This window comes from Enterobacter genomosp. O (assembly GCF_001022965.1).
GTDB classification, from domain to species: domain Bacteria; phylum Pseudomonadota; class Gammaproteobacteria; order Enterobacterales; family Enterobacteriaceae; genus Enterobacter; species Enterobacter cloacae_L.
In genome coordinates, this window is the sequence record NZ_LECZ01000026.1 from 40,739 (window position 1) to 61,127 (window position 20,389).

The window sequence follows — 20,389 nt, forward strand, 5'->3', positions numbered from 1 at the left end:
GCGGTAGTTATTTACCAATGCAGAAGCTTGAGAAGATCCTTCCGAGCAGATCGTCCGACGTAAACTCCCCGGTGATCTCGCTCAGATTCTGCTGCGCCAGGCGCAGCTCTTCCGCCAGCAGTTCACCCGCCCACGCGCCAATCAGCTGCGCTTTACCCTGGACAAGGTGGTTTGCCGCCTCTTCCAGCGCCTGCAGGTGACGACGACGCGCCAGGAAGCCGCCTTCCATGCTGGTATCAAAACCCATGCTCTGTTTGAGGTGGTTGCGCAGGTCGTCCACGCCCTCACCGGTACGCGCCGACAGGCGAATAAGTGAGTGACCATTCACATCGCTGATGCCCAGCGTTTCGCCCGTCACGTCTGCTTTGTTACGCACTACGGTGATTGGCAGCTTAGCCGGCAGTCGGGCGATAAAGTCCGGCCAGATGTCAGCCGGGTTAACGGCGTCGGTGGTGGTGCCGTCCACCATAAACAGCACGCGGTCAGCCTGCTCGATTTCCTGCCAGGCGCGCTCGATACCGATGCGTTCAACTTCGTCGCTGGCATCGCGCAGACCGGCGGTATCGATGATGTGTAGCGGCATCCCGTCGATATGAATATGCTCGCGCAGCACGTCGCGGGTGGTTCCGGCGATATCCGTCACGATTGCCGCTTCACGGCCCGCCAGGGCGTTCAGCAGGCTCGATTTCCCGGCGTTAGGACGTCCGGCAATCACTACCTTCATCCCTTCACGCAGCAGGCTGCCCTGGCGCGCTTCGGCGCGAACGGCGTCGAGATCGCTCATCACCTGGTTGAGCTGGGCTTCGATTTTGCCGTCAGAGAGGAAGTCGATCTCCTCGTCCGGGAAGTCGATAGCCGCTTCGACGTAGATTCGAAGGTGAGTGAGTGCTTCCACAAGATGATTCACGCGCGCGGAGAATGCCCCCTGCAGTGAGTTCAGGGCGGAGCGGGCCGCCTGCTCTGAACTGGCGTCGATCAGGTCAGCAATCGCCTCGGCCTGTGCCAGGTCAAGTTTGTCGTTGAGGAAGGCACGCTCGGAGAACTCGCCCGGCTTTGCAATGCGCAGGCCCGGCAGGGTCAGAATACGTTTTAACAGCAGGTCGAGAATGACCGGGCCGCCGTGGCCCTGCAGCTCCAGCACGTCTTCGCCGGTAAAGGAGTTCGGGCCGGGGAACCACAGCGCAATGCCCTGGTCCAGCGGCGTGCCGTCGGTATCTTTAAACGGCAGGTAATCAGCGTAGCGCGGCTTTGGCAGCTTACCCAGCACCGCTTCAGCAACCTCGCGCGCCTTCAGGCCGGAGATACGCAGAATGCCTACACCACCGCGTCCCGGTGGGGTTGCCTGGGCGACGATAGTGTCGTTATGGCTCATGGTTGGTCTCGTTCAATACAAATAAAAAAGGCGGTCAATCGACCGCCCTTATTTTAGCGTTAACTTACCGAATCAGGACTTTTTCTTTTCGCGGCTATGCAGGCCACGTTTTTCCAGACCACGGTAAATCAGCTGCTGCTGGATGATGGTCACCAGGTTGCTGACGATATAGTACAGCACCAGACCTGACGGGAACCACAGGAAGAACACGGTGAAGATGACCGGCATAAAGGTCATGATCTTCTGCTGCATCGGGTCGGTCACGGTGGTTGGCGACATCTTCTGGATGAAGAACATCGTCACGCCCATCAGGATCGGCAGGATGTAGTACGGGTCCTGTGCAGACAGGTCATGGATCCACAGTGCGAACGGCGCATGGCGCAGTTCAACGGAGCCCATCAGCATGTAGTACAGCGCAAGGAAGATTGGCATCTGAATCAGCAGCGGGAAGCAGCCACCCAGTGGGTTCACTTTCTCTGCTTTATACAGGGCCATCATTTCCTGGCTCTGACGCTGTTTGTCATCGCCCAGACGCTCACGCATCGCCGCAATCTTCGGCTGCAGCATACGCATCTTCGCCATGGAGGTGTACTGCGCTTTAGTCAGCGGGTACATGATGCCACGTACGATGAAGGTGATAACGATGATGGAGAAGCCCCAGTTACCCAGGAAGCTGTGGATGAACTTCAGCAGCTTAAACAGCGGCTGAGAGATGAACCACAACCAACCGTAATCGACGGTCAGATCCAGGTGCGGCGCAACAGCGGCCATTTTGTCCTGAATTTCCGGGCCGACCCACAGGGTGCTTGCCATCTTACCGGTTTGACCCGGCTGAACCAGAACCGGCTGAGATTTGTAGCCGATGGCTGCAAGACCGTTACCCAGGTTCGCGGTATAGAAGTTGTTGGTACCGTCGTTATTTGGCACCCACGCAGTGGCGAAATACTGCTGCAGCATTGCCACCCAACCGCCTTTAGCGCTGACGTTCAGGTTTTCGTTATCGGCAATGGTGTCGAATTTGTATTTCTCATACTTCGCGTCAGGCGTGGAGTACGCCGCGCCACGGAAGGTATGCAGCGCAAAGTTGCTGCTTCCGGTGTCACGGTGAGACGGCAGATTGATGGACTGCTTCAGCTGGCCAAAGGTCGACAGTTCCAGCGGTTTCGCACTGGCGTTCTGTACGTTATAGCCCACGTTCACCGCATACTCACCGCGTTTCAGGGTGAAGGTTTTGGTGAAGGTGTTGCCTGCGGCGTCAGTGTAAGTCATCGGAATAACGAGTTCGTTCTGACCATCAGCCAGCACAAAGGTGTCGTTCTCGACGTTATACAGTGGACGCGCACCGTTAGCCGGGTTATCCGGGCCATCACGACCGGTCAGGCCGCTTTGCGCCTGGTAGATAAACTCAGGCGTGGTTTCCAGTAACTGGAACGGTTCGGAAGACTTCAGCTCTTTCGGGTAGGTCAACAGCAGTGCCTGCTCAACATCACCACCACGGGTGTTGATTGTCAGCTCAAGCACATCGGTCTTAACCGTAATCTGTTTCCCCTGGCCACTGGCCGGTACGCCCTGGTCGGCGGCGCTACCCGCTGCGGTGGTCGTAGTCTGCGTGGTCTGCTGCTGGGGTTGAGGATTTTTATCCTGCTCCCATGCCTGCCAGATCATGAAAGACACGAACAACAAAGCGATGATAAGAAGATTGCGTTGCGAATCCATCGTTAGTGTTCTCTGGTATCAAAGGGTCCTGGGGGGACGGGGTCGTCTCCACCGGGGTGTAAAGGGTGGCATTTTAATACGCGTTTCACCGTCAACCAACTGCCTTTTATCACTCCAAACCTGCGCAATGCCTCAATTCCGTAGCTTGAGCATGTTGGTGTGAAACGGCAGTGCGGCCCGAGTAGCGGACTAATCAGGCGTTGATAGACCCGAATGAGGGCTATCAGGACCCGTGAGCCAGGCGACAGTGGCGGCGCCATAATTTTTCCAACGCTTCCGAGAGAGCACGGTTATCGAGGTCGGCAACCCCTTTTTTAGCCACCACCACGAAATCCATAGAAGGCAGTTCGTGCTGACGTAAACGGAAGCTTTCACGCGTCAGACGTTTAATCCGATTGCGTTCATGCGCACGCTTAACATTTTTCTTGGCGACTGTGAGACCGATGCGGGGATGCCCCAGCGAATTTTGGCGGCCGAGGATGGTGATTTGCGGCGTGCCAGCCCGTAATGGCTGCTGGAAGACGAAAGTGAAATGAGCGGGAGTTAACAAACGTAACTCCCTGGGAAATGCTAGCTTAACCACTCAGGGGTTAGCTTTATTACTTGGAAACGGTCAGACGAGCGCGGCCTTTAGCACGACGACGTGCCAGAACCTGACGACCATTTTTAGTAGCCATACGAGCACGGAAGCCGTGAGAACGGTTGCGCTTCAGTACAGACGGTTGAAAAGTGCGTTTCATGGCGATTTCTACCTAAACTTGAATAAATTCACTGACTTTTGCGTATACCCGAACGAGTTTCGAACGACTAACGCCTCAGCGTGGGTGATTAAAGAGGCCGGATTGTAATAATTGTACACTCCGGAGTCAATTCTCTTTCCTTATTTCCCGCGTATTTCCGCACGTTTTCGCGTGGAAAATGAGCAACGGACGACGCAGGAAGATGAGCATCACGCGCCGGGTCGAGGATTATACGGCCTCGCCAACAAAGCGCAAGGATCGTCCCGGATCTTCGTTAGATCATTTAAGCAATAAATTGTCTGTGCTCATTAATTTTTCCAATATGCGGACTAAATCGCGGGGCACTCGCGCCAGGATCGTTTACACTTACCCGGTTCCGGATCTTCCTGTGGATAAATCGGGAAGAATCTGTGAGAAACAGAAGATCTCTGGCTCAGTTTAGGCTATGATCCGCGGTCCCGATCGGGATCCAGCGATCCAGGCCGGGCATAAACACAACATCGTTCAGATTGTATCAACGATGGCGTGTATAACCGCAGATAGCGGTTCGCACATCCCCCTCTTTGGGTCATGTCGATGTGCGCCAACAATCATGAATATTCAATAGTTTTCTTTTATTGTTCGAGTGGAGTCCGCCGTGTCACTTTCGCTTTGGCAGCAGTGTCTTGCCCGATTGCAGGATGAGTTACCAGCCACAGAATTCAGTATGTGGATCCGCCCGTTGCAGGCGGAACTGAGCGATAACACGCTGGCTTTGTATGCGCCAAACCGTTTTGTGCTCGATTGGGTAAGGGACAAATACCTTAATAACATCAATGGACTGCTGAACGATTTCTGTGGGACAGACGCCCCGCAGCTGCGCTTTGAAGTGGGCACAAAGCCGGTCACCCAAACCGTACGTGAAACCGTGAACGTGGCTGCGCCTGCCCAGGCCGCACCCGCGCCGGCTCCTCGCGTCGCACCCGCTCGTCAGGGCTGGGATAATGTCCCTGCACCGGCTGAGCCAACCTACCGCTCTAACGTTAACGTGAAACACACGTTCGATAACTTCGTTGAAGGTAAGTCGAACCAGCTGGCGCGCGCGGCGGCTCGCCAGGTTGCTGATAACCCCGGTGGGGCCTATAACCCGCTGTTCCTTTATGGCGGCACGGGTCTGGGTAAAACACACCTGCTGCATGCGGTGGGTAACGGCATTATGGCGCGCAAGCCCAATGCCAAAGTGGTGTATATGCACTCCGAGCGCTTCGTTCAGGACATGGTAAAAGCCCTGCAAAACAATGCGATCGAAGAGTTTAAACGCTACTATCGTTCCGTTGACGCCCTGCTGATCGATGACATTCAGTTCTTTGCCAATAAAGAACGATCGCAGGAAGAGTTTTTCCACACCTTCAATGCGCTGCTGGAAGGCAATCAGCAGATCATTTTGACCTCGGATCGTTATCCAAAAGAGATCAACGGCGTTGAAGATCGTCTGAAATCCCGCTTCGGCTGGGGCCTGACCGTGGCGATCGAGCCACCGGAGCTGGAAACCCGCGTTGCGATCCTGATGAAGAAAGCCGATGAAAACGACATTCGCCTGCCGGGTGAAGTGGCGTTCTTCATTGCCAAGCGTCTGCGCTCCAACGTGCGTGAGCTCGAAGGGGCACTGAACCGCGTTATCGCCAATGCCAACTTTACCGGTCGTGCGATCACCATCGATTTTGTACGTGAAGCGCTGCGTGATTTGCTGGCATTGCAGGAAAAACTGGTCACTATCGACAATATTCAAAAGACGGTGGCTGAGTACTACAAGATCAAAGTGGCAGATTTACTGTCTAAACGTCGTTCCCGCTCGGTGGCGCGCCCGCGTCAGATGGCGATGGCGCTGGCAAAGGAGTTAACCAACCACAGTCTGCCGGAAATCGGGGACGCGTTTGGTGGCCGTGACCATACGACCGTGCTGCACGCCTGTCGCAAGATTGAGCAGTTACGCGAAGAAAGCCACGACATAAAAGAAGATTTTTCCAATCTAATCAGAACATTATCATCGTGACGCTATGAAATTTACCGTTGAACGTGAACATTTATTAAAACCGCTGCAACAGGTGAGTGGCCCATTAGGTGGCCGCCCAACGCTGCCTATTCTCGGAAACCTGCTGCTTCAGGTCGCGGACGGTACGCTGTCGCTGACCGGTACAGATCTGGAAATGGAAATGATCGCGCGCGTTACGCTGACTCAGCCGCACGACGCAGGCGCGACCACGGTTCCGGCACGTAAATTCTTTGATATCTGCCGTGGGCTGCCGGAAGGCGCCGAGATCGCCGTGCAGCTGGAAGGCGACCGTATGCTGGTGCGCTCTGGCCGCAGCCGTTTCTCGCTCTCCACGCTGCCCGCTGCCGACTTCCCGAACCTGGACGACTGGCAGAGCGAAGTTGAATTCACCCTGCCGCAGGCGACGATGAAGCGTCTGATTGAAGCCACGCAGTTTTCCATGGCGCATCAGGACGTTCGTTACTATTTAAACGGCATGCTGTTCGAAACCGAAGGTGAAGAGCTGCGTACCGTGGCAACCGACGGCCACCGTCTGGCGGTCTGTTCAATGCCGATTGGCGACTCGCTGCCAAACCATTCGGTGATCGTGCCGCGTAAAGGGGTGATTGAGCTGATGCGTATGCTCGACGGTGGCGACACGCCGCTGCGCGTGCAGATCGGCAGCAACAACATCCGCGCACACGTGGGCGATTTTGTCTTCACATCGAAGCTGGTTGACGGTCGTTTCCCGGATTATCGCCGCGTATTGCCGAAGAACCCGGACAAAACGCTGGAAGCAGGCTGCGATAGCCTCAAGCAGGCCTTTGCCCGTGCCGCGATCCTCTCCAACGAGAAATTCCGCGGTGTGCGCCTGTACGTGAGTGAAAACCAGATCAAAATCACCGCCAACAACCCGGAGCAGGAAGAGGCAGAAGAAATTCTGGACGTCACCTACGCCGGAACCGAGATGGAAATCGGCTTTAACGTCAGCTACGTGCTGGATGTGCTGAATGCGCTGAAGTGCGAGAACGTGCGTATCCTGCTGACCGACTCCGTTTCAAGCGTACAGATTGAAGATGCCGCATCACAGTCGGCTGCCTATGTTGTCATGCCAATGAGACTGTAATGTCGCTCACCCGTCTGTTGATCCGCGACTTTCGCAATATCGAAAGCGCGGATCTCGCTTTATCCCCCGGCTTTAACTTCCTGGTTGGCGCAAACGGCAGCGGCAAAACCAGCGTGCTTGAGGCCATCTACACGCTCGGCCACGGTCGGGCGTTTCGCAGTTTGCAGATTGGTCGCGTCATTCGCCACGAACAGGAATCATTTGTTCTGCACGGGCGTTTGCAGGGGACGGAGCGGGAAACCGCCATCGGCCTGACCAAAGACAAGCAGGGCGACAGCAAGGTGCGCATCGACGGTACCGACGGTCACAAAGTGGCCGAGCTGGCATTACTGATGCCGATGCAGCTGATTACGCCAGAGGGGTTTACTTTACTCAACGGCGGCCCCAAATACAGAAGAGCGTTCCTCGACTGGGGTTGCTTTCACAACGAAGCCGGTTTCTTTAACGCCTGGAGCAACCTGAAGCGCCTGCTCAAGCAGCGTAACGCCGCGTTGCGCCAGGTGACGCGTTACGCCCAGCTGCGTCCGTGGGATATGGAACTCATTCCTCTTGCGGAACAAATCAGCCGCTGGCGTGCCGAATACAGCGCGGGTATTGCCGAAGACATGGCCGATACCTGCAAACAGTTTTTACCCGAATTCTCTCTCACCTTCTCCTTCCAGCGCGGCTGGGAGAAAGAGACGGATTATGCCGAGGTGTTAGAGAGAAACTTCGAGCGCGACCGCATGTTGACCTATACCGCGCACGGTCCGCACAAGGCGGATTTCCGCATTCGTGCCGACGGTGCGCCGGTGGAAGATACGCTGTCGCGCGGGCAGCTCAAGCTCCTGATGTGCGCGCTGCGCCTGGCGCAGGGGGAGTTTCTCACCCGCGAGAGCGGGCGACGCTGCCTGTACCTGATAGATGATTTTGCCTCGGAACTTGACGACGCGCGGCGCGGGCTGCTTGCCAGCCGCTTAAAAGCCACGCAGTCGCAGGTTTTCGTCAGCGCCATTAGCGCTGAACACGTTATGGACATGTCGGACGAAAATTCGAAGATGTTTACCGTGGAAAAGGGTAAAATAACGGATTAACCCAAGTTGAAATGAGCGAGAAACGTTGATGTCGAATTCTTATGACTCCTCCAGTATCAAAGTCCTGAAAGGACTGGATGCGGTGCGTAAGCGCCCGGGTATGTATATCGGCGACACGGATGACGGCACCGGTCTGCACCACATGGTATTCGAGGTGGTAGATAACGCTATCGACGAAGCGCTCGCGGGTCACTGTAAAGACATCGTGGTCACCATCCATGCGGACAACTCCGTCTCCGTCACCGATGATGGACGCGGCATCCCAACCGGCATTCACCCGGAAGAGGGCGTATCTGCGGCGGAAGTGATCATGACCGTCCTGCACGCAGGCGGTAAGTTCGACGATAACTCCTATAAAGTTTCCGGCGGCCTGCACGGCGTAGGCGTTTCAGTGGTTAACGCCCTGTCGCAGAAGCTGGAGCTGGTTATCCAGCGCGAAGGCAAAATTCACCGTCAGCTGTATACCCACGGCGTGCCGCAGGCACCGCTAGCGGTTACGGGCGATACCGACAAAACCGGTACCATGGTGCGTTTCTGGCCAAGCCTCGAAACCTTCACCAACGTCACCGAATTCGAGTACGACATTCTGGCGAAACGCCTGCGTGAACTGTCGTTCCTGAACTCCGGCGTATCTATTCGCCTGAAAGACAAGCGTGACGGCAAAGAAGACCACTTCCACTACGAAGGCGGGATCAAGGCGTTCGTTGAGTATCTGAACAAGAACAAAACGCCTATTCACCCGAATATCTTCTACTTCTCCACCGAAAAAGACGGTATCGGCGTAGAAGTGGCGCTGCAGTGGAACGACGGTTTCCAGGAAAACATCTACTGCTTTACCAACAACATTCCACAGCGCGACGGCGGTACGCACCTGGCAGGCTTCCGTGCGGCGATGACCCGTACCCTGAACGCCTACATGGACAAAGAAGGCTACAGCAAAAAAGCGAAGGTCAGCGCCACCGGTGACGATGCCCGTGAAGGCCTGATTGCCGTTGTCTCCGTGAAGGTACCGGATCCGAAGTTCTCCTCGCAGACCAAAGACAAGCTGGTCTCTTCTGAGGTGAAATCGGCGGTTGAGCAGCAGATGAACGAACTGCTGAGCGAATACCTGCTGGAAAACCCGTCCGACGCGAAAATCGTGGTGGGCAAAATTATCGATGCGGCGCGTGCTCGTGAAGCGGCGCGTAAAGCCCGCGAAATGACCCGCCGTAAAGGCGCGCTGGATCTCGCAGGCCTGCCGGGCAAACTGGCTGACTGTCAGGAACGCGACCCGGCGCTGTCCGAACTGTACCTTGTGGAAGGGGACTCCGCGGGCGGTTCTGCGAAGCAGGGCCGTAACCGTAAGAACCAGGCGATTCTGCCGCTGAAGGGTAAAATCCTCAACGTTGAGAAGGCGCGCTTCGACAAGATGCTCTCTTCTCAGGAAGTGGCGACGCTCATCACCGCGCTGGGCTGCGGCATCGGTCGCGACGAGTACAACCCGGACAAACTGCGCTATCACAGCATCATCATCATGACCGATGCGGACGTCGACGGCTCGCACATCCGTACGCTGCTGTTGACCTTCTTCTATCGTCAGATGCCTGAAATCGTTGAGCGTGGCCACGTCTACATTGCACAGCCGCCGCTGTACAAAGTGAAGAAAGGCAAGCAGGAGCAGTACATTAAAGACGACGAAGCGATGGATCAGTACCAAATCGCGATCGCGCTTGATGGCGCTACCCTGCACGCGAACTCTCACGCCCCTGCGCTGGCCGGCGAACCGCTGGAGCGTCTGGTGTCCGAGTTCAACGCTACGCAGAAAATGATCACCCGTATGGAACGCCGCTATCCGAAAACGCTGCTGAAGGAGCTGGTCTATCAGCCAACCCTGTCCGAAGCCGATCTGAGCGACGAACAGACCGTAACCCGCTGGGTGAACGCCCTGGTGACCGATCTGAACGAGAAAGAGCAGCACGGCAGCATGTGGAAATGCGATATTCAGCAGAACGCTGACGGGCAGTTCGAGCCGATTATTCGCGTGCGTACCCACGGCGTCGATACCGACTACCCGCTGGAGCACGAGTTTGTGACCGGTCCGGAATACCGTCGTATCTGCGCGCTCGGCGAGAAGCTGCGCGGCCTGATCGAAGACGATGCGTTCATCGAACGTGGCGAACGTCGTCAGCCGGTAGCCAGCTTTGAGCAGGCGCTCGAATGGCTGGTGAAAGAGTCCCGTCGTGGCCTCGCGATCCAGCGTTATAAAGGTCTGGGTGAAATGAACCCGGACCAGCTGTGGGAAACCACCATGGATCCGGAAAGCCGTCGCATGCTGCGCGTCACCGTTAAAGACGCCATTGCTGCCGACCAGCTGTTCACAACGCTGATGGGCGATGCGGTTGAACCGCGCCGTGCCTTCATCGAAGAGAACGCGCTGAAAGCGGCGAATATCGATATTTAATGTCGTTTCACTGCAAAACACAGGCCGCGCTTTTAGCGCGGCTTTTTTGTGGACGCAGGCATATCCAGTGACAGCATTGACGGTAAACGGCTGGCGAGCGTATCGACGGCAATCCTGACTCTCAGCGGCAGATGCGGCGTCTGCCGCCAGACCGCATGAACGTCGAAGCGCACATCCGGCGCCTGCTTTAGCAGCGGGACAAGTTTTCCCTGATGGATCTCTCTGCTGGCCATCCAGCAGGGCAACCATGCAATGCCGTGTCCGGCCAGCGCCGCGTCGCAGATCGCCTGCAAATCATCCATATTGAGCGATGAGCGGGGAGTAAAGGTGTGCGACGCCCCTTCGGAATCCATCAGCTGCCAGGACAACACTCTGCCTGCGCTCAAATAGTTAATGGCCGTATGGTGGGGTAAATCAGTAACGGTTTCTGGCTGACCTCTTTTCTGCAGATAATCCGGCGCGGCGCACAGCACCATGCGGTGCTCCCCCAGCCTTCTGGCGACCAGAACGCTGCTGTCCTGAAGCGTGCCGTTACGCACCGCCATATCAAACCCTTCCTCGACGAGATCCACCACGCGGTCGCTGAATGACATCTCCAGTTCAAGGCCGGGATGTTCCTGCGCCAGTTCTATCAGCAGCGGGGCGACACACTGGCGACCAAACAGCACCGGCATGGCAACGCGCAGGCGGCCGCTGACCTGCTGTTTGCCTGTTTCAAGCAGCGACTCAGCGCCCCGAATCTCCTCCAGCGCGCGCTGGCAGCGCTCATAAAAAAGCGCGCCGTTATCGGTCAGGCTCTGGCTGCGGGTGGTGCGTTGAAACAGGCGTACCCCCAGCCGCTGCTCAAGGCGAGCGATGCTTTTTCCTACCGCCGAGCGTGACAAATGCAGACGAATGGCGGCCTGAGCAAAACTTCCCGCCTCAACGGCGGCCACAAATACGGGAATATCCTTCAGCGTATCGGTCATGGATTGTATCTATTATGGCATCAATTAAGAGAAAACTTATCGCCACTGGTGACCGGACGTCAACGGTAGACTGTCAGTACTAAAGCTTAATTGATGGCAGAAGAGAAAAAATGACAGAGACAATGCAGCGCTGGTCCATGAGCGCCCTCGGGCGCGAGAGCCTCAAACTCATTCAGGAACCTGTTCCACAGCCTGGCCCGGGCGAAGTGCGCGTACGGGTGAATGCCGTTGCGCTCAACTATCGCGATAAAATGGTGATTGAAGGCACGATGCCGATTCCGCTTTCCTTCCCGTTTACGCCGGCGTCTGACATGGCGGGCGTGGTGGACAGCATCGGCGAAGGCGTTACGCGTTTCAAACCCGGCGCGCGCGTCATCTCAACCTTCTTCCCTGAGTGGATCGACGGTAAGCCCCAGGCGGACGCGCGCAATCTGCCCTATAAAACGTCCGGTGGCTACTTCCAGGGTATGCTGGCCGAGTATGTGATTGTGAAGGAAGATGCGCTGGCGGCCTCCCCGGAGACCCTGAATGACGCAGAGGCCAGCACCTTACCCTGCGCAGGGCTAACCGCATGGTTCGCGCTGGTGGAGCGCGGACATTTACGCGCCGGGCAATCGGTGCTGGTGCAGGGCACGGGCGGCGTGGCGCTCTTTGCTTTGCAAATCGCAAAAGCGCACGGCGCAGAGGTGTTTGTCACCTCGGGAAGCGATGAAAAACTGGCGCAGGCCAAAAAACTGGGGGCTAATCAGGGCATCAATCGTCTGAAGGGCGACTGGGCTGAAAATACGCTGGCGCTCACGCAGGATCGCGGCATCGACCATATTATCGAAACCGTGGGTGGGGAGAACCTGAAGCATTCCCTGCGCGCCGTTGCCGTTCATGGACGTATCTCGGTCATTGGCGTGCTGGCCGGAACGGACATTTCGCTGTCCGCTGGCGAGCTGTTGCTGAAATCCCCGGTTATTCAGGGGATTGGCGTTGGTCATCGCCGGGCGCTGGAAGATTTCGTCCGTGCCGTTGACGTCACGGGTCTTAAACCGGTGATTGAGCATCGCTACCGCTTTGATGAACTCGAACAGGCGTTCGAACATCTGGATCGCGGCGCGTTCGGTAAAATCGTTCTCACCCGCGAGTGAGTCGTCGTTCCCCGGGATGCGCGTAAAAGGGGTATTTTGTTGCGCAAGGTAGCTCTATTTTTGTGGGCTTAATCGCGTTAGCATGAGGCAGCACTCATTTATCCCGGGGAACTCATGGCTATCAAACTCATTGCAATCGATATGGACGGCACGCTGCTGCTGCCAGACCACACTATCTCTCCAGCCGTTAAAAACGCGATCGCCGCGGCGCGCGCAAAGGGCGTGAATGTGGTTCTGACCACGGGGCGTCCGTATGCCGGCGTGCACAGCTACCTGAAAGAGCTGCACATGAATCAGCCTGGCGACTACTGCATCACCTATAACGGCGCGCTGGTGCAGAAAGCCGCGGACGGCAGTACCGTTGCGCAAACCGCGCTGAGCTACGACGACTACCTGTTCCTGGAAAAACTGTCCCGCGAAGTGGGTTCACACTTCCACGCGCTCGATCGCAATACGCTCTACACCGCCAACCGTGATATCAGCTACTACACGGTACATGAATCCTATGTGGCAACCATTCCGCTGGTGTTCTGCGAAGCCGAGAAGATGGATCCGGCAACGCAGTTCCTGAAAGTGATGATGATCGACGAACCCGAGATCCTGGATAAAGCGATTGCGCGCATTCCGGCCGAGGTAAAAGAGAAGTACACCGTGCTGAAAAGCGCGCCGTACTTCCTCGAAATCCTCGATAAACGCGTTAATAAAGGCACGGGCGTAAAATCGCTGGCCGATGCTTTAGGCATTAAGCCTGAAGAGATCATGGCGCTGGGTGACCAGGAAAACGACATCGCGATGATTGAGTTCGCGGGCATGGGCGTGGCGATGGATAACGCCATTCCGTCGGTGAAAGAAGTGGCTAATTTTGTGACCAAATCTAACCTGGAAGACGGCGTTGCCTACGCGATTGAGAAGTTTGTCCTGCAATAATCGTTTTTTCATTTCATCAGCCTCGGTTATTAACCGGGGCTTTTTTTTACGCTGAATTTATTGAATTGTTCTTTTTGTGATCTATATTGTAGTACAACATTATTTGATTGTACTACATTGTCACCACAGCAAAGACGAACTCCCTCACGTTTGTACTGCAAAAGTGAGGTGAAATTCAGCGGTCGCGGTAAAGTAGTGATGGACATACAGAGCACAAGGACTCTCCATGACTCTCAATAAAACCGATCGCATCGTCATCACGCTGGGCACCCAGATTGTGGGCGGGAAATACGTTCCCGGTTCGCCGCTACCGGCAGAGGCTGAACTGTGTGAGGAGTTTGAAACCTCGCGCAACATCATCCGGGAAGTCTTCCGCTCGCTAATGGCGAAGCGGCTGATTGAAATGAAACGGTACCGCGGCGCGTTTGTCGCCCCGCGCAACCAGTGGAACTACCTCGATACCGACGTGCTGCAGTGGGTGCTGGAAAACGACTATGACCCGCGGCTTATCGGCGCGATGAGCGAGGTGCGAAACCTGGTTGAACCGGCCATCGCCCGCTGGGCGGCGGAACGCGCAACCTCCGGCGACCTGGCGCAGATTGAGTCGGCTTTAAACGACATGATCGCGAATAACCAGAACCGGGAGGCGTTCAACGAGGCGGACATTCGCTACCACGAAGCGGTGCTGCAGTCGGTGCATAACCCGGTGCTACAGCAGCTTAGCGTGGCGATTAGCTCGCTACAGCGGGCGGTATTTGAACGTACCTGGATGGGCGATGAGGCCAACATGCCGAAAACGCTCCAGGAACATAAAGCGCTGTTCGATGCGATACGGCATCAGGATGGCGATGCGGCAGAGCAGGCGGCACTTACCATGATTGCCAGCTCGACACGAAGGCTGAAGGAAATCACATGACATCTCGCTACATCGCAATTGACTGGGGATCGACCAATCTGCGCGCCTGGCTTTATCAGGGCGAGCAGTGCCTGGAGAGCAGGCAATCGGAAGCAGGCGTTACGCGCCTGAACGGTAAATCTCCCGAGGCGGTGTTAGCTGAGATAACCCAAAACTGGCGCGATAGCGCCACGCCGGTAGTGATGGCGGGCATGGTCGGCAGCAACGTAGGCTGGAAAGTTGCGCCTTATCTGCCGGTTCCCGCCCATTTCTCCACTATTGGCGAGCAGTTAACGTCCGTTGGCGACAATATCTGGATTATTCCCGGTTTGTGCGTCTCTCGTGACGATAACCACAACGTGATGCGCGGCGAAGAGACGCAGCTCCTTGGCGCGCGCGCGCTTTCTCCTTCTTCTGCCTACGTTATGCCCGGCACGCACTGCAAGTGGGTCCAGGCTAACGCTGAGCAAATCCACGATTTTCGCACCGTGATGACCGGCGAATTACACCATTTGCTGCTCAATCACTCGCTGGTGGGCGCGGGGTTGCCCGAGCAGAAAACGTCCCCTGAGGCCTTTACCGCCGGTCTTGAGCGTGGCCTCGCCTCGCCTGATGTTCTGCCGTCTCTTTTTGAGATTCGCGCCTCGCACGTGCTGGGAAGCCTCCCGCGCGAGCAGGTTAGCGAGTTTCTTTCTGGCCTGCTGATTGGCGCAGAGGTCGCCAGCATGCGTGATTTTGTCGCGCAGGGGCAGGCTATCACGATTGTCGCAGGCGCATCGCTGACCTCGCGCTACGAACAGGCGTTCCGAGCCAGTGGGCGTGATGTTTCAACGGTATCCGGCGACACGGCATTTCAGGCAGGAATAAGGAGCATCGCTCATGCAGTGGCAAACTGATCTTCCCCTTATCGCTATCTTGCGCGGCATTACGCCCGGCGAAGCGCTGGAGCACGTTGGCGCGGTTATCGACGCCGGGTTCGACGCGGTAGAAATCCCGCTCAACTCCCCGGAATGGGAAAAAAGCATTCCGGCCGTGGTGGAGGCCTTCGGTGAGAAGGCGCTGATTGGCGCGGGAACCGTGTTACAGCCGGAGCAGGTGGATGAACTGGCGAAGATGGGCTGCAAGCTTATCGTCACGCCCAACATTCAGCCTGAGGTGATCCGCCGCGCGGTGGGTTACGGCATGACCGTCTGCCCGGGATGCGCCACCGCCACGGAAGCCTTTACTGCCCTCGATGCGGGCGCGCAGTCGCTCAAAATTTTCCCGTCGTCGGCCTTTGGCCCGGACTACATCAAAGCGCTGAAAGCGGTCTTACCCGCCAGCGTGCCGGTCTTTGCCGTGGGCGGCGTAACGCCAGAAAACCTGGGCCAGTGGATGAGCGCTGGCTGCGTGGGCGCGGGGCTGGGCAGCGATCTCTATCGCGCCGGACAGCCCGTGGAACGTACCGCACAGCAGGCGAGAGCATTTGTGAAAGCGTATCGAGAGGCAGTGAAATGAGAATAACCAAACTTACCACGTACCGTTTACCCCCGCGCTGGATGTTCCTGAAAATCGAAACCGATGAAGGGGTTGTGGGCTGGGGCGAACCGGTGATTGAAGGGCGTGCGCGCACCGTTGAAGCCGCGGTGCATGAGCTGGGCGAGTACCTGATTGGTCAGGATCCGGCGCGCATTAACGACCTTTGGCAGGTGATGTACCGCGCGGGTTTCTACCGCGGGGGCCCGATCCTGATGAGCGCCATCGCAGGCATCGACCAGGCGCTGTGGGATATCAAAGGCAAAGTGCTGAACGCGCCGGTCTGGCAGCTAATGGGCGGCCTGGTGCGCGACAAAATCAAAGCCTACAGCTGGGTGGGCGGCGACCGTCCTGCGGAGGTGATCGACGGCATCACGCAGCTGCGCAACATCGGCTTTGACACCTTCAAGCTCAACGGCTGCGAAGAGATGGGCGTTATCGACAACTCGCGTGCGGTCGATCGTGCCGTGAATACCGTGGCGCAAATCCGTGAAGCCTTCGGCAACGAGATTGAGTTTGGTCTGGATTTCCACGGCCGCGTCAGCGCGCCGATGGCCAAAGTGCTGATTAAAGAGCTGGAGCCGTATCGTCCGCTGTTTATCGAAGAGCCGGTGCTGGCCGAGCAGGCCGAGTACTATCCGAAGCTGGCAGAACAGACCCACATTCCTATCGCGGCGGGTGAACGTATGTTCTCGCGCTTCGAGTTCAAGCGCGTGCTGGAAGCGGGCGGTATTGCGATTCTGCAGCCGGATCTCTCCCACGCGGGCGGCATCACCGAATGCTACAAAATTGCCGGGATGGCCGAAGCTTACGATGTGGCGCTGGCACCGCACTGTCCGCTCGGACCGATCGCGTTGGCTGCCTGTCTGCACGTCGACTTTGTTTCCCGCAACGCCGTGTTCCAGGAGCAAAGCATGGGCATTCACTATAACAAGGGCGCGGAACTGCTCGATTTTGTGAAAAACAAAGAAGACTTCAGCATGGAAGGCGGTTTCTTTAAACCGTTAACGAAGCCGGGCCTGGGCGTAGAAATTGACGAAGCCAAAGTCATTGAGCTCAGTAAAAACGCGCCGGACTGGCGTAACCCGCTGTGGCGTCATGAGGACGGCAGCGTAGCGGAATGGTAAATGCGCGTCATACTTCGCGCTGGTGATGCGTTGGCTGCGTTTTCTTACCCCGGTCACATACTTTTGTATGCTCCCGGGGATGCGAAAACTTGCCGCCTTCCCCCAGCACGAATTATTTAGCGCATTCCGTTTACGTTTTTAATTAAAAAAACCAAATACACCCTCTGTAAATTACAGGGCATGGTGAGCGGCTTCGCTATGCCCAAAATCTGGAGACAGATTGCGATGGATATTCCAGTTACTGCTGCAAAAACCGGGCGTCGCCGCTACCTGACGCTAATCATGATCTTTATTACCGTGGTCATTTGCTATGTCGACCGCGCCAACCTTGCCGTGGCATCGGCCCATATTCAGGAAGAGTTTGGCATCACCAAAGCGGAAATGGGTTACGTCTTCTCGGCGTTTGCCTGGCTTTATACGCTCTGTCAGATCCCCGGCGGCTGGTTCCTTGACCGCGTGGGGTCACGTCTGACTTACTTCATCGCCATTTTCGGCTGGTCCGTGGCGACCCTGTTCCAGGGCTTTGCGACCGGGCTGATGTCGCTGATTGGCCTACGCGCCATCACCGGTATTTTTGAAGCGCCGGCATTCCCCACCAACAACCGTATGGTGACCAGCTGGTTCCCGGAACACGAGCGTGCGTCTGCCGTCGGCTTTTACACCTCCGGGCAGTTCGTTGGCCTGGCGTTCCTGACGCCGCTGCTGATCTGGATCCAGGAGCTGCTGAGCTGGCACTGGGTGTTCATCGTCACCGGCGGGATTGGCATTATCTGGTCGCTGATCTGGTTCAAGGTTTACCAGCCGCCGCGTCTGACCAAAAGCATCACCAAAGCCGAGCTGGACTACATCCGCGACGGCGGTGGCCTGGTGGATGGCGATGCGCCGGTGAAAAAAGAGGCGCGTCAGCCGCTGAGCAAAGCGGACTGGAAGCTGGTCTTCCACCGTAAGCTGGTGGGCGTGTATCTGGGCCAGTTTGCGGTCACCTCGACGCTGTGGTTCTTCCTGACCTGGTTCCCGAACTACCTGACGCAGGAAAAGGGGATCACCGCGCTGAAGGCGGGCTTTATGACCACCGTACCGTTCCTGGCGGCCTTCTTCGGGGTACTGCTCTCCGGCTGGCTGGCCGATAAGCTGGTGAAAAAAGGCTACTCGCTGGGCGTGGCGCGTAAAACGCCGATTATCTGCGGGCTGCTGATTTCGACCTGCATTATGGGCGCCAACTACACTAACGATCCGGTGTGGATTATGACCCTGATGGCGGTGGCGTTCTTCGGGAATGGTTTCGCCTCGATCACCTGGTCGCTGGTGTCGTCTCTGGCACCGATGCGGCTGATTGGCCTGACCGGCGGCGTGTTCAACTTTGTCGGCGGGCTGGGCGGCATCACCGTGCCGCTGGTTATCGGCTACCTGGCGCAGGACTATGGCTTTGGTCCGGCGCTGGTCTATATCTCGGCGGTTGCGCTGATCGGTGCGCTCTCCTACATTCTGCTGGTGGGCGACGTTAAACGAGTAGGCTAAATCCCGCTGATGTTTTACCCTGATGCGAAAACCGCGCATCAGGGTATCCTCATGAAACAAATCACCTTCGCTTCCCGTAACCACCAGCTCACCAATATCAATACCTGGACGCCGGACGGCCAGTGGCTGGTCTACGACGTGCGCCCGTCAGGCGCGTCTTTTACCGGTGAAACCATTGAGCGGGTTAACGTTCATTCGGGCGAGGTAGAGGTGGTTTATCGCGCCACTGACGGCGCGCACGTCGGCGTGGTGACCGTTCATCCTGCCCAGGAGAAATACGTCTTTATCCATGGCCCGAAAAACCCGGATGCAGACTGGCACTATGATTTTCATCATCGCCAGGGGGTGGTTGCGCATCACGGCCAGGTGAGCAATCTGGATGCGATGGATATCACCGCGCCTTACACCGCAGGCGCGCTGCGCGGCGGCAGCCACGTCCACGTCTACAGCCCGAACGGGCAGTTCGTCAGCTTTACCTATAACGACCATGTCCTGCACGCGCGCGACCCTAAGCTTGATTTACGCAACGTCGGCGTGGCTGCGCCTTACGGCCCGGTGAACCCGCAGGGGAACCATCCCCGTGAGTATCCTGGCTCGTTCTGGAGCGTGCTGGTCAGCCGCACGACGCCTAACCCACAGCCGGGCAGCGATGAAATCAACCGTGCCTATGAAGAGGGCTGGGTGGGCAACGACAGGCTGGCGTTTATCGGCGATACCCTTTCTGCGCAGGGCGAAAAAGTGCCTGAACTGTTTATCGTCGACCTACCGGAAGACGAGCAGGGCTGGAAGCGTGCGGGCGATGCGCCGCTGCAGGGCACGGCAGAAACTCTGCCTGCGCCGCCCGCGGGGGTGATGCAGCGCCGGTTAACCTTTACTCACCAGAACCGCTATCCGGGTCTGATGAACGTGCCGCGCCACTGGGTTCGCAGCAACCCGCAGGGGACACAGATCGCGTTTCTGATGCGTGATGATAACGGCATTGTGCAGCTGTGGCTGATCTCTCCTGAGGGCGGTGAGCCACACCCGTTAACCCATACTGAGAGCGGCATCCAGTCTGCATTTAACTGGCATCCTTCCGGCAACGCTTTGGGGTTTGTGCTCGAAAATCGGATCGCCAGCTGCGACGCGCGGACCGGAGAGGTGACGTTTTTGACGTCAAGTCACGGCAATCCGCCGTCTGCAGATGCGGTAGTGTTTTCCCCGGACGGGCGCTTTATTGCGTGGATGGAGGAGACAGGCGGTTTCCGTCAGCTGTGGTTAACGGAAACCGCGCAGAACTAGCGTGGAGGCATTTCAGCGGGCGGGATGACGGCGTTTGTCGCCAGATTCTCTTGCTCGCTTTTTTCTACCCGTGAGCGCACGGAGTTGTCCTTACGAAATATATCCCACGGCAGCAGAAGCGTATCCGCCACAGCCGTAAACGGCATATCCAGGATAACCAGGGATTTGGTGCCCCAGTTTGTATCGTCATCGGAGATCATTTCCGCGCTGGCACGGGTCCCCGGATATGTTCCTTCTTTACCGCCGGTGTGAGACATCACGCTCGAACACCCGCAAAGTAAAACTACCCCGCTGAACGTCGTCAGCTTTATCAGAACATTTTTCATCATCACTCAGTCATCGTTAATGGCACTGCATAGACCTGCAACTCAGGGTTATAGCGAGCCTTATCCAAAATGGATAGCCCGACAACCCCGCACTGTGGCAGCCATCGCAATTTAACCCTTTGTGCTGTTGTCCCAGTCTATGCGAGATGTACAAAAGTGCAAAAAAAAGTGCAGCCCTGGCGCTTGAAAAGCCCGGTTGCAGACCCATTTTAAGAATG

At 56.8% G+C, this 20,389-nt stretch carries 19 protein-coding genes; 12 read left to right on the forward strand and 7 right to left on the reverse strand.

All coding sequences use genetic code 11. From position 1 onward, the window contains the following. Window positions 1-7 precede the first annotated feature (7 nt). The 5 genes from mnmE to rpmH all read right to left on the reverse strand — a co-directional run bounded on the left by mnmE (window position 8) and on the right by rpmH (window position 3,828). On the reverse strand, window positions 8-1,372 hold the full coding sequence (mnmE, locus tag ABR39_RS13980; protein WP_047347420.1) for a tRNA uridine-5-carboxymethylaminomethyl(34) synthesis GTPase MnmE: 1,365 nt from the start codon (window positions 1,370-1,372) through the stop codon (window positions 8-10). Between the two features lie 72 nt (window positions 1,373-1,444). Beyond that, window positions 1,445-3,088, reverse strand: coding sequence for a membrane protein insertase YidC (gene yidC / locus ABR39_RS13985; protein WP_047347421.1), 1,644 nt, complete (start codon window positions 3,086-3,088; stop codon window positions 1,445-1,447). A 2-nt stretch (window positions 3,089-3,090) separates the two neighbouring features. Beyond that, window positions 3,091-3,348, reverse strand: a complete 258-nt coding sequence (gene yidD / locus ABR39_RS24880; RefSeq protein ID WP_001307474.1) for a membrane protein insertion efficiency factor YidD — start codon at window positions 3,346-3,348, stop codon at window positions 3,091-3,093. Beyond that, window positions 3,312-3,671 carry a ribonuclease P protein component gene (gene rnpA, locus ABR39_RS13990; RefSeq protein WP_032640303.1) on the reverse strand — a complete coding sequence of 120 codons (360 nt, stop codon included), beginning with the start codon at window positions 3,669-3,671 and terminating at the stop codon, window positions 3,312-3,314. Before rnpA ends, yidD begins: the two co-directional genes overlap by 37 nt. Before the next feature lie 16 nt (window positions 3,672-3,687). After that, window positions 3,688-3,828 (reverse strand): 50S ribosomal protein L34, encoded by a 141-nt coding sequence (gene rpmH, locus ABR39_RS24175; RefSeq protein WP_000831330.1) that lies wholly within the window; start codon window positions 3,826-3,828, stop codon window positions 3,688-3,690. 637 nt (window positions 3,829-4,465) lie between these two features. Between rpmH and dnaA the strand changes: the two genes are divergently transcribed. The 4 genes from dnaA to gyrB are packed head-to-tail and all read left to right on the forward strand — an operon-like array spanning window position 4,466 to window position 10,478. After that, complete coding sequence (dnaA, locus tag ABR39_RS13995) at window positions 4,466-5,860, forward strand: chromosomal replication initiator protein DnaA (RefSeq protein WP_047347422.1); 1,395 nt, start codon at window positions 4,466-4,468, stop codon at window positions 5,858-5,860. A gap of 4 nt (window positions 5,861-5,864) precedes the next feature. After that, window positions 5,865-6,965: a DNA polymerase III subunit beta gene (dnaN, locus tag ABR39_RS14000; RefSeq protein ID WP_010426557.1), complete on the forward strand. Its 1,101-nt coding sequence runs from the start codon at window positions 5,865-5,867 to the stop codon at window positions 6,963-6,965. Beyond that, the gene (recF, locus tag ABR39_RS14005; protein ID WP_047347423.1) at window positions 6,965-8,038 is read left to right on the forward strand and encodes a DNA replication/repair protein RecF; all 1,074 of its coding nucleotides are present in this window, start codon (window positions 6,965-6,967) and stop codon (window positions 8,036-8,038) included. The genes dnaN and recF overlap by 1 nt, the downstream gene beginning before the upstream one ends. Before the next feature lie 28 nt (window positions 8,039-8,066). After that, complete coding sequence (gene gyrB, locus ABR39_RS14010) at window positions 8,067-10,478, forward strand: DNA topoisomerase (ATP-hydrolyzing) subunit B (RefSeq protein WP_047347424.1); 2,412 nt, start codon at window positions 8,067-8,069, stop codon at window positions 10,476-10,478. A 32-nt stretch (window positions 10,479-10,510) separates the two neighbouring features. On the opposite strand, the gene ABR39_RS14015 is transcribed toward gyrB, so the two are convergent. After that, the gene (locus tag ABR39_RS14015; protein ID WP_047347425.1) at window positions 10,511-11,446 is read right to left on the reverse strand and encodes a LysR family transcriptional regulator; all 936 of its coding nucleotides are present in this window, start codon (window positions 11,444-11,446) and stop codon (window positions 10,511-10,513) included. A gap of 110 nt (window positions 11,447-11,556) precedes the next feature. On the opposite strand from ABR39_RS14015, the gene ABR39_RS14020 reads away from it, so the two are divergent. The 8 genes from ABR39_RS14020 (at window position 11,557) to ABR39_RS14055 (ending at window position 19,845) form a co-directional block, all read left to right on the forward strand. Then, window positions 11,557-12,582, forward strand: coding sequence for a zinc-dependent alcohol dehydrogenase family protein (locus ABR39_RS14020; RefSeq protein ID WP_047347426.1), 1,026 nt, complete (start codon window positions 11,557-11,559; stop codon window positions 12,580-12,582). A gap of 114 nt (window positions 12,583-12,696) precedes the next feature. Next, window positions 12,697-13,509: a sugar-phosphatase gene (gene yidA, locus ABR39_RS14025; RefSeq protein ID WP_047347427.1), complete on the forward strand. Its 813-nt coding sequence runs from the start codon at window positions 12,697-12,699 to the stop codon at window positions 13,507-13,509. Between the two features lie 226 nt (window positions 13,510-13,735). After that, window positions 13,736-14,425 carry a D-galactonate utilization transcriptional regulator DgoR gene (gene dgoR / locus ABR39_RS14030; RefSeq protein WP_003861109.1) on the forward strand — a complete coding sequence of 230 codons (690 nt, stop codon included), beginning with the start codon at window positions 13,736-13,738 and terminating at the stop codon, window positions 14,423-14,425. Beyond that, window positions 14,422-15,300 carry a 2-dehydro-3-deoxygalactonokinase gene (locus ABR39_RS14035; RefSeq protein WP_047347428.1) on the forward strand — a complete coding sequence of 293 codons (879 nt, stop codon included), beginning with the start codon at window positions 14,422-14,424 and terminating at the stop codon, window positions 15,298-15,300. The genes dgoR and ABR39_RS14035 overlap by 4 nt, the downstream gene beginning before the upstream one ends. Further along, a complete protein-coding gene (locus tag ABR39_RS14040; protein ID WP_047347429.1) occupies window positions 15,284-15,901 on the forward strand; it encodes a 2-dehydro-3-deoxy-6-phosphogalactonate aldolase in 618 nt (205 codons plus the stop codon). The genes ABR39_RS14035 and ABR39_RS14040 overlap by 17 nt, the downstream gene beginning before the upstream one ends. Beyond that, window positions 15,898-17,046 carry a galactonate dehydratase gene (gene dgoD / locus ABR39_RS14045; RefSeq protein ID WP_047347430.1) on the forward strand — a complete coding sequence of 383 codons (1,149 nt, stop codon included), beginning with the start codon at window positions 15,898-15,900 and terminating at the stop codon, window positions 17,044-17,046. Before ABR39_RS14040 ends, dgoD begins: the two co-directional genes overlap by 4 nt. 180 nt (window positions 17,047-17,226) lie before the next feature. Then, window positions 17,227-18,564, forward strand: coding sequence for an MFS transporter (locus ABR39_RS14050; protein ID WP_047347431.1), 1,338 nt, complete (start codon window positions 17,227-17,229; stop codon window positions 18,562-18,564). A gap of 51 nt (window positions 18,565-18,615) precedes the next feature. Next, entirely contained in the window at window positions 18,616-19,845 is a 1,230-nt protein-coding gene (locus tag ABR39_RS14055) for a DUF3748 domain-containing protein (protein ID WP_205626273.1), read from the forward strand. Here the strand turns inward: ABR39_RS14055 and ABR39_RS14060 are convergent. Beyond that, a complete protein-coding gene (locus ABR39_RS14060; RefSeq protein ID WP_047347433.1) occupies window positions 19,842-20,174 on the reverse strand; it encodes a YceK/YidQ family lipoprotein in 333 nt (110 codons plus the stop codon). The two genes, ABR39_RS14055 and ABR39_RS14060, sit on opposite strands and share 4 nt — an antisense overlap. Between the last annotated feature and the right edge of the window lie 215 nt (window positions 20,175-20,389).

Excerpts from the sequence above, each read along its gene's own strand:
- rpmH (WP_000831330.1), bottom strand. The coding sequence starts at position 3,828 with ATGAAACGCACTTTTCAACCGTCTGTACTGAAGCGCAACCGTTCTCAC.
- ABR39_RS14040 (WP_047347429.1), top strand. The coding sequence starts at position 15,284 with ATGCAGTGGCAAACTGATCTTCCCCTTATCGCTATCTTGCGCGGCATT.
- ABR39_RS14015 (WP_047347425.1), bottom strand. The coding sequence starts at position 11,446 with ATGACCGATACGCTGAAGGATATTCCCGTATTTGTGGCCGCCGTTGAG.
- recF (WP_047347423.1), top strand. The coding sequence starts at position 6,965 with ATGTCGCTCACCCGTCTGTTGATCCGCGACTTTCGCAATATCGAAAGC.
- yidC (WP_047347421.1), bottom strand. The coding sequence starts at position 3,088 with ATGGATTCGCAACGCAATCTTCTTATCATCGCTTTGTTGTTCGTGTCT.
- yidA (WP_047347427.1), top strand. The coding sequence starts at position 12,697 with ATGGCTATCAAACTCATTGCAATCGATATGGACGGCACGCTGCTGCTG.
- ABR39_RS14035 (WP_047347428.1), top strand. The coding sequence starts at position 14,422 with ATGACATCTCGCTACATCGCAATTGACTGGGGATCGACCAATCTGCGC.
- ABR39_RS14060 (WP_047347433.1), bottom strand. The coding sequence starts at position 20,174 with ATGATGAAAAATGTTCTGATAAAGCTGACGACGTTCAGCGGGGTAGTT.
- dgoD (WP_047347430.1), top strand. The coding sequence starts at position 15,898 with ATGAGAATAACCAAACTTACCACGTACCGTTTACCCCCGCGCTGGATG.
- dnaN (WP_010426557.1), top strand. The coding sequence starts at position 5,865 with ATGAAATTTACCGTTGAACGTGAACATTTATTAAAACCGCTGCAACAG.
- yidD (WP_001307474.1), bottom strand. The coding sequence starts at position 3,348 with ATGGCGCCGCCACTGTCGCCTGGCTCACGGGTCCTGATAGCCCTCATT.
- gyrB (WP_047347424.1), top strand. The coding sequence starts at position 8,067 with ATGTCGAATTCTTATGACTCCTCCAGTATCAAAGTCCTGAAAGGACTG.
- ABR39_RS14020 (WP_047347426.1), top strand. The coding sequence starts at position 11,557 with ATGACAGAGACAATGCAGCGCTGGTCCATGAGCGCCCTCGGGCGCGAG.
- mnmE (WP_047347420.1), bottom strand. The coding sequence starts at position 1,372 with ATGAGCCATAACGACACTATCGTCGCCCAGGCAACCCCACCGGGACGC.
- ABR39_RS14050 (WP_047347431.1), top strand. The coding sequence starts at position 17,227 with ATGGTGAGCGGCTTCGCTATGCCCAAAATCTGGAGACAGATTGCGATG.
- ABR39_RS14055 (WP_205626273.1), top strand. The coding sequence starts at position 18,616 with ATGAAACAAATCACCTTCGCTTCCCGTAACCACCAGCTCACCAATATC.
- dgoR (WP_003861109.1), top strand. The coding sequence starts at position 13,736 with ATGACTCTCAATAAAACCGATCGCATCGTCATCACGCTGGGCACCCAG.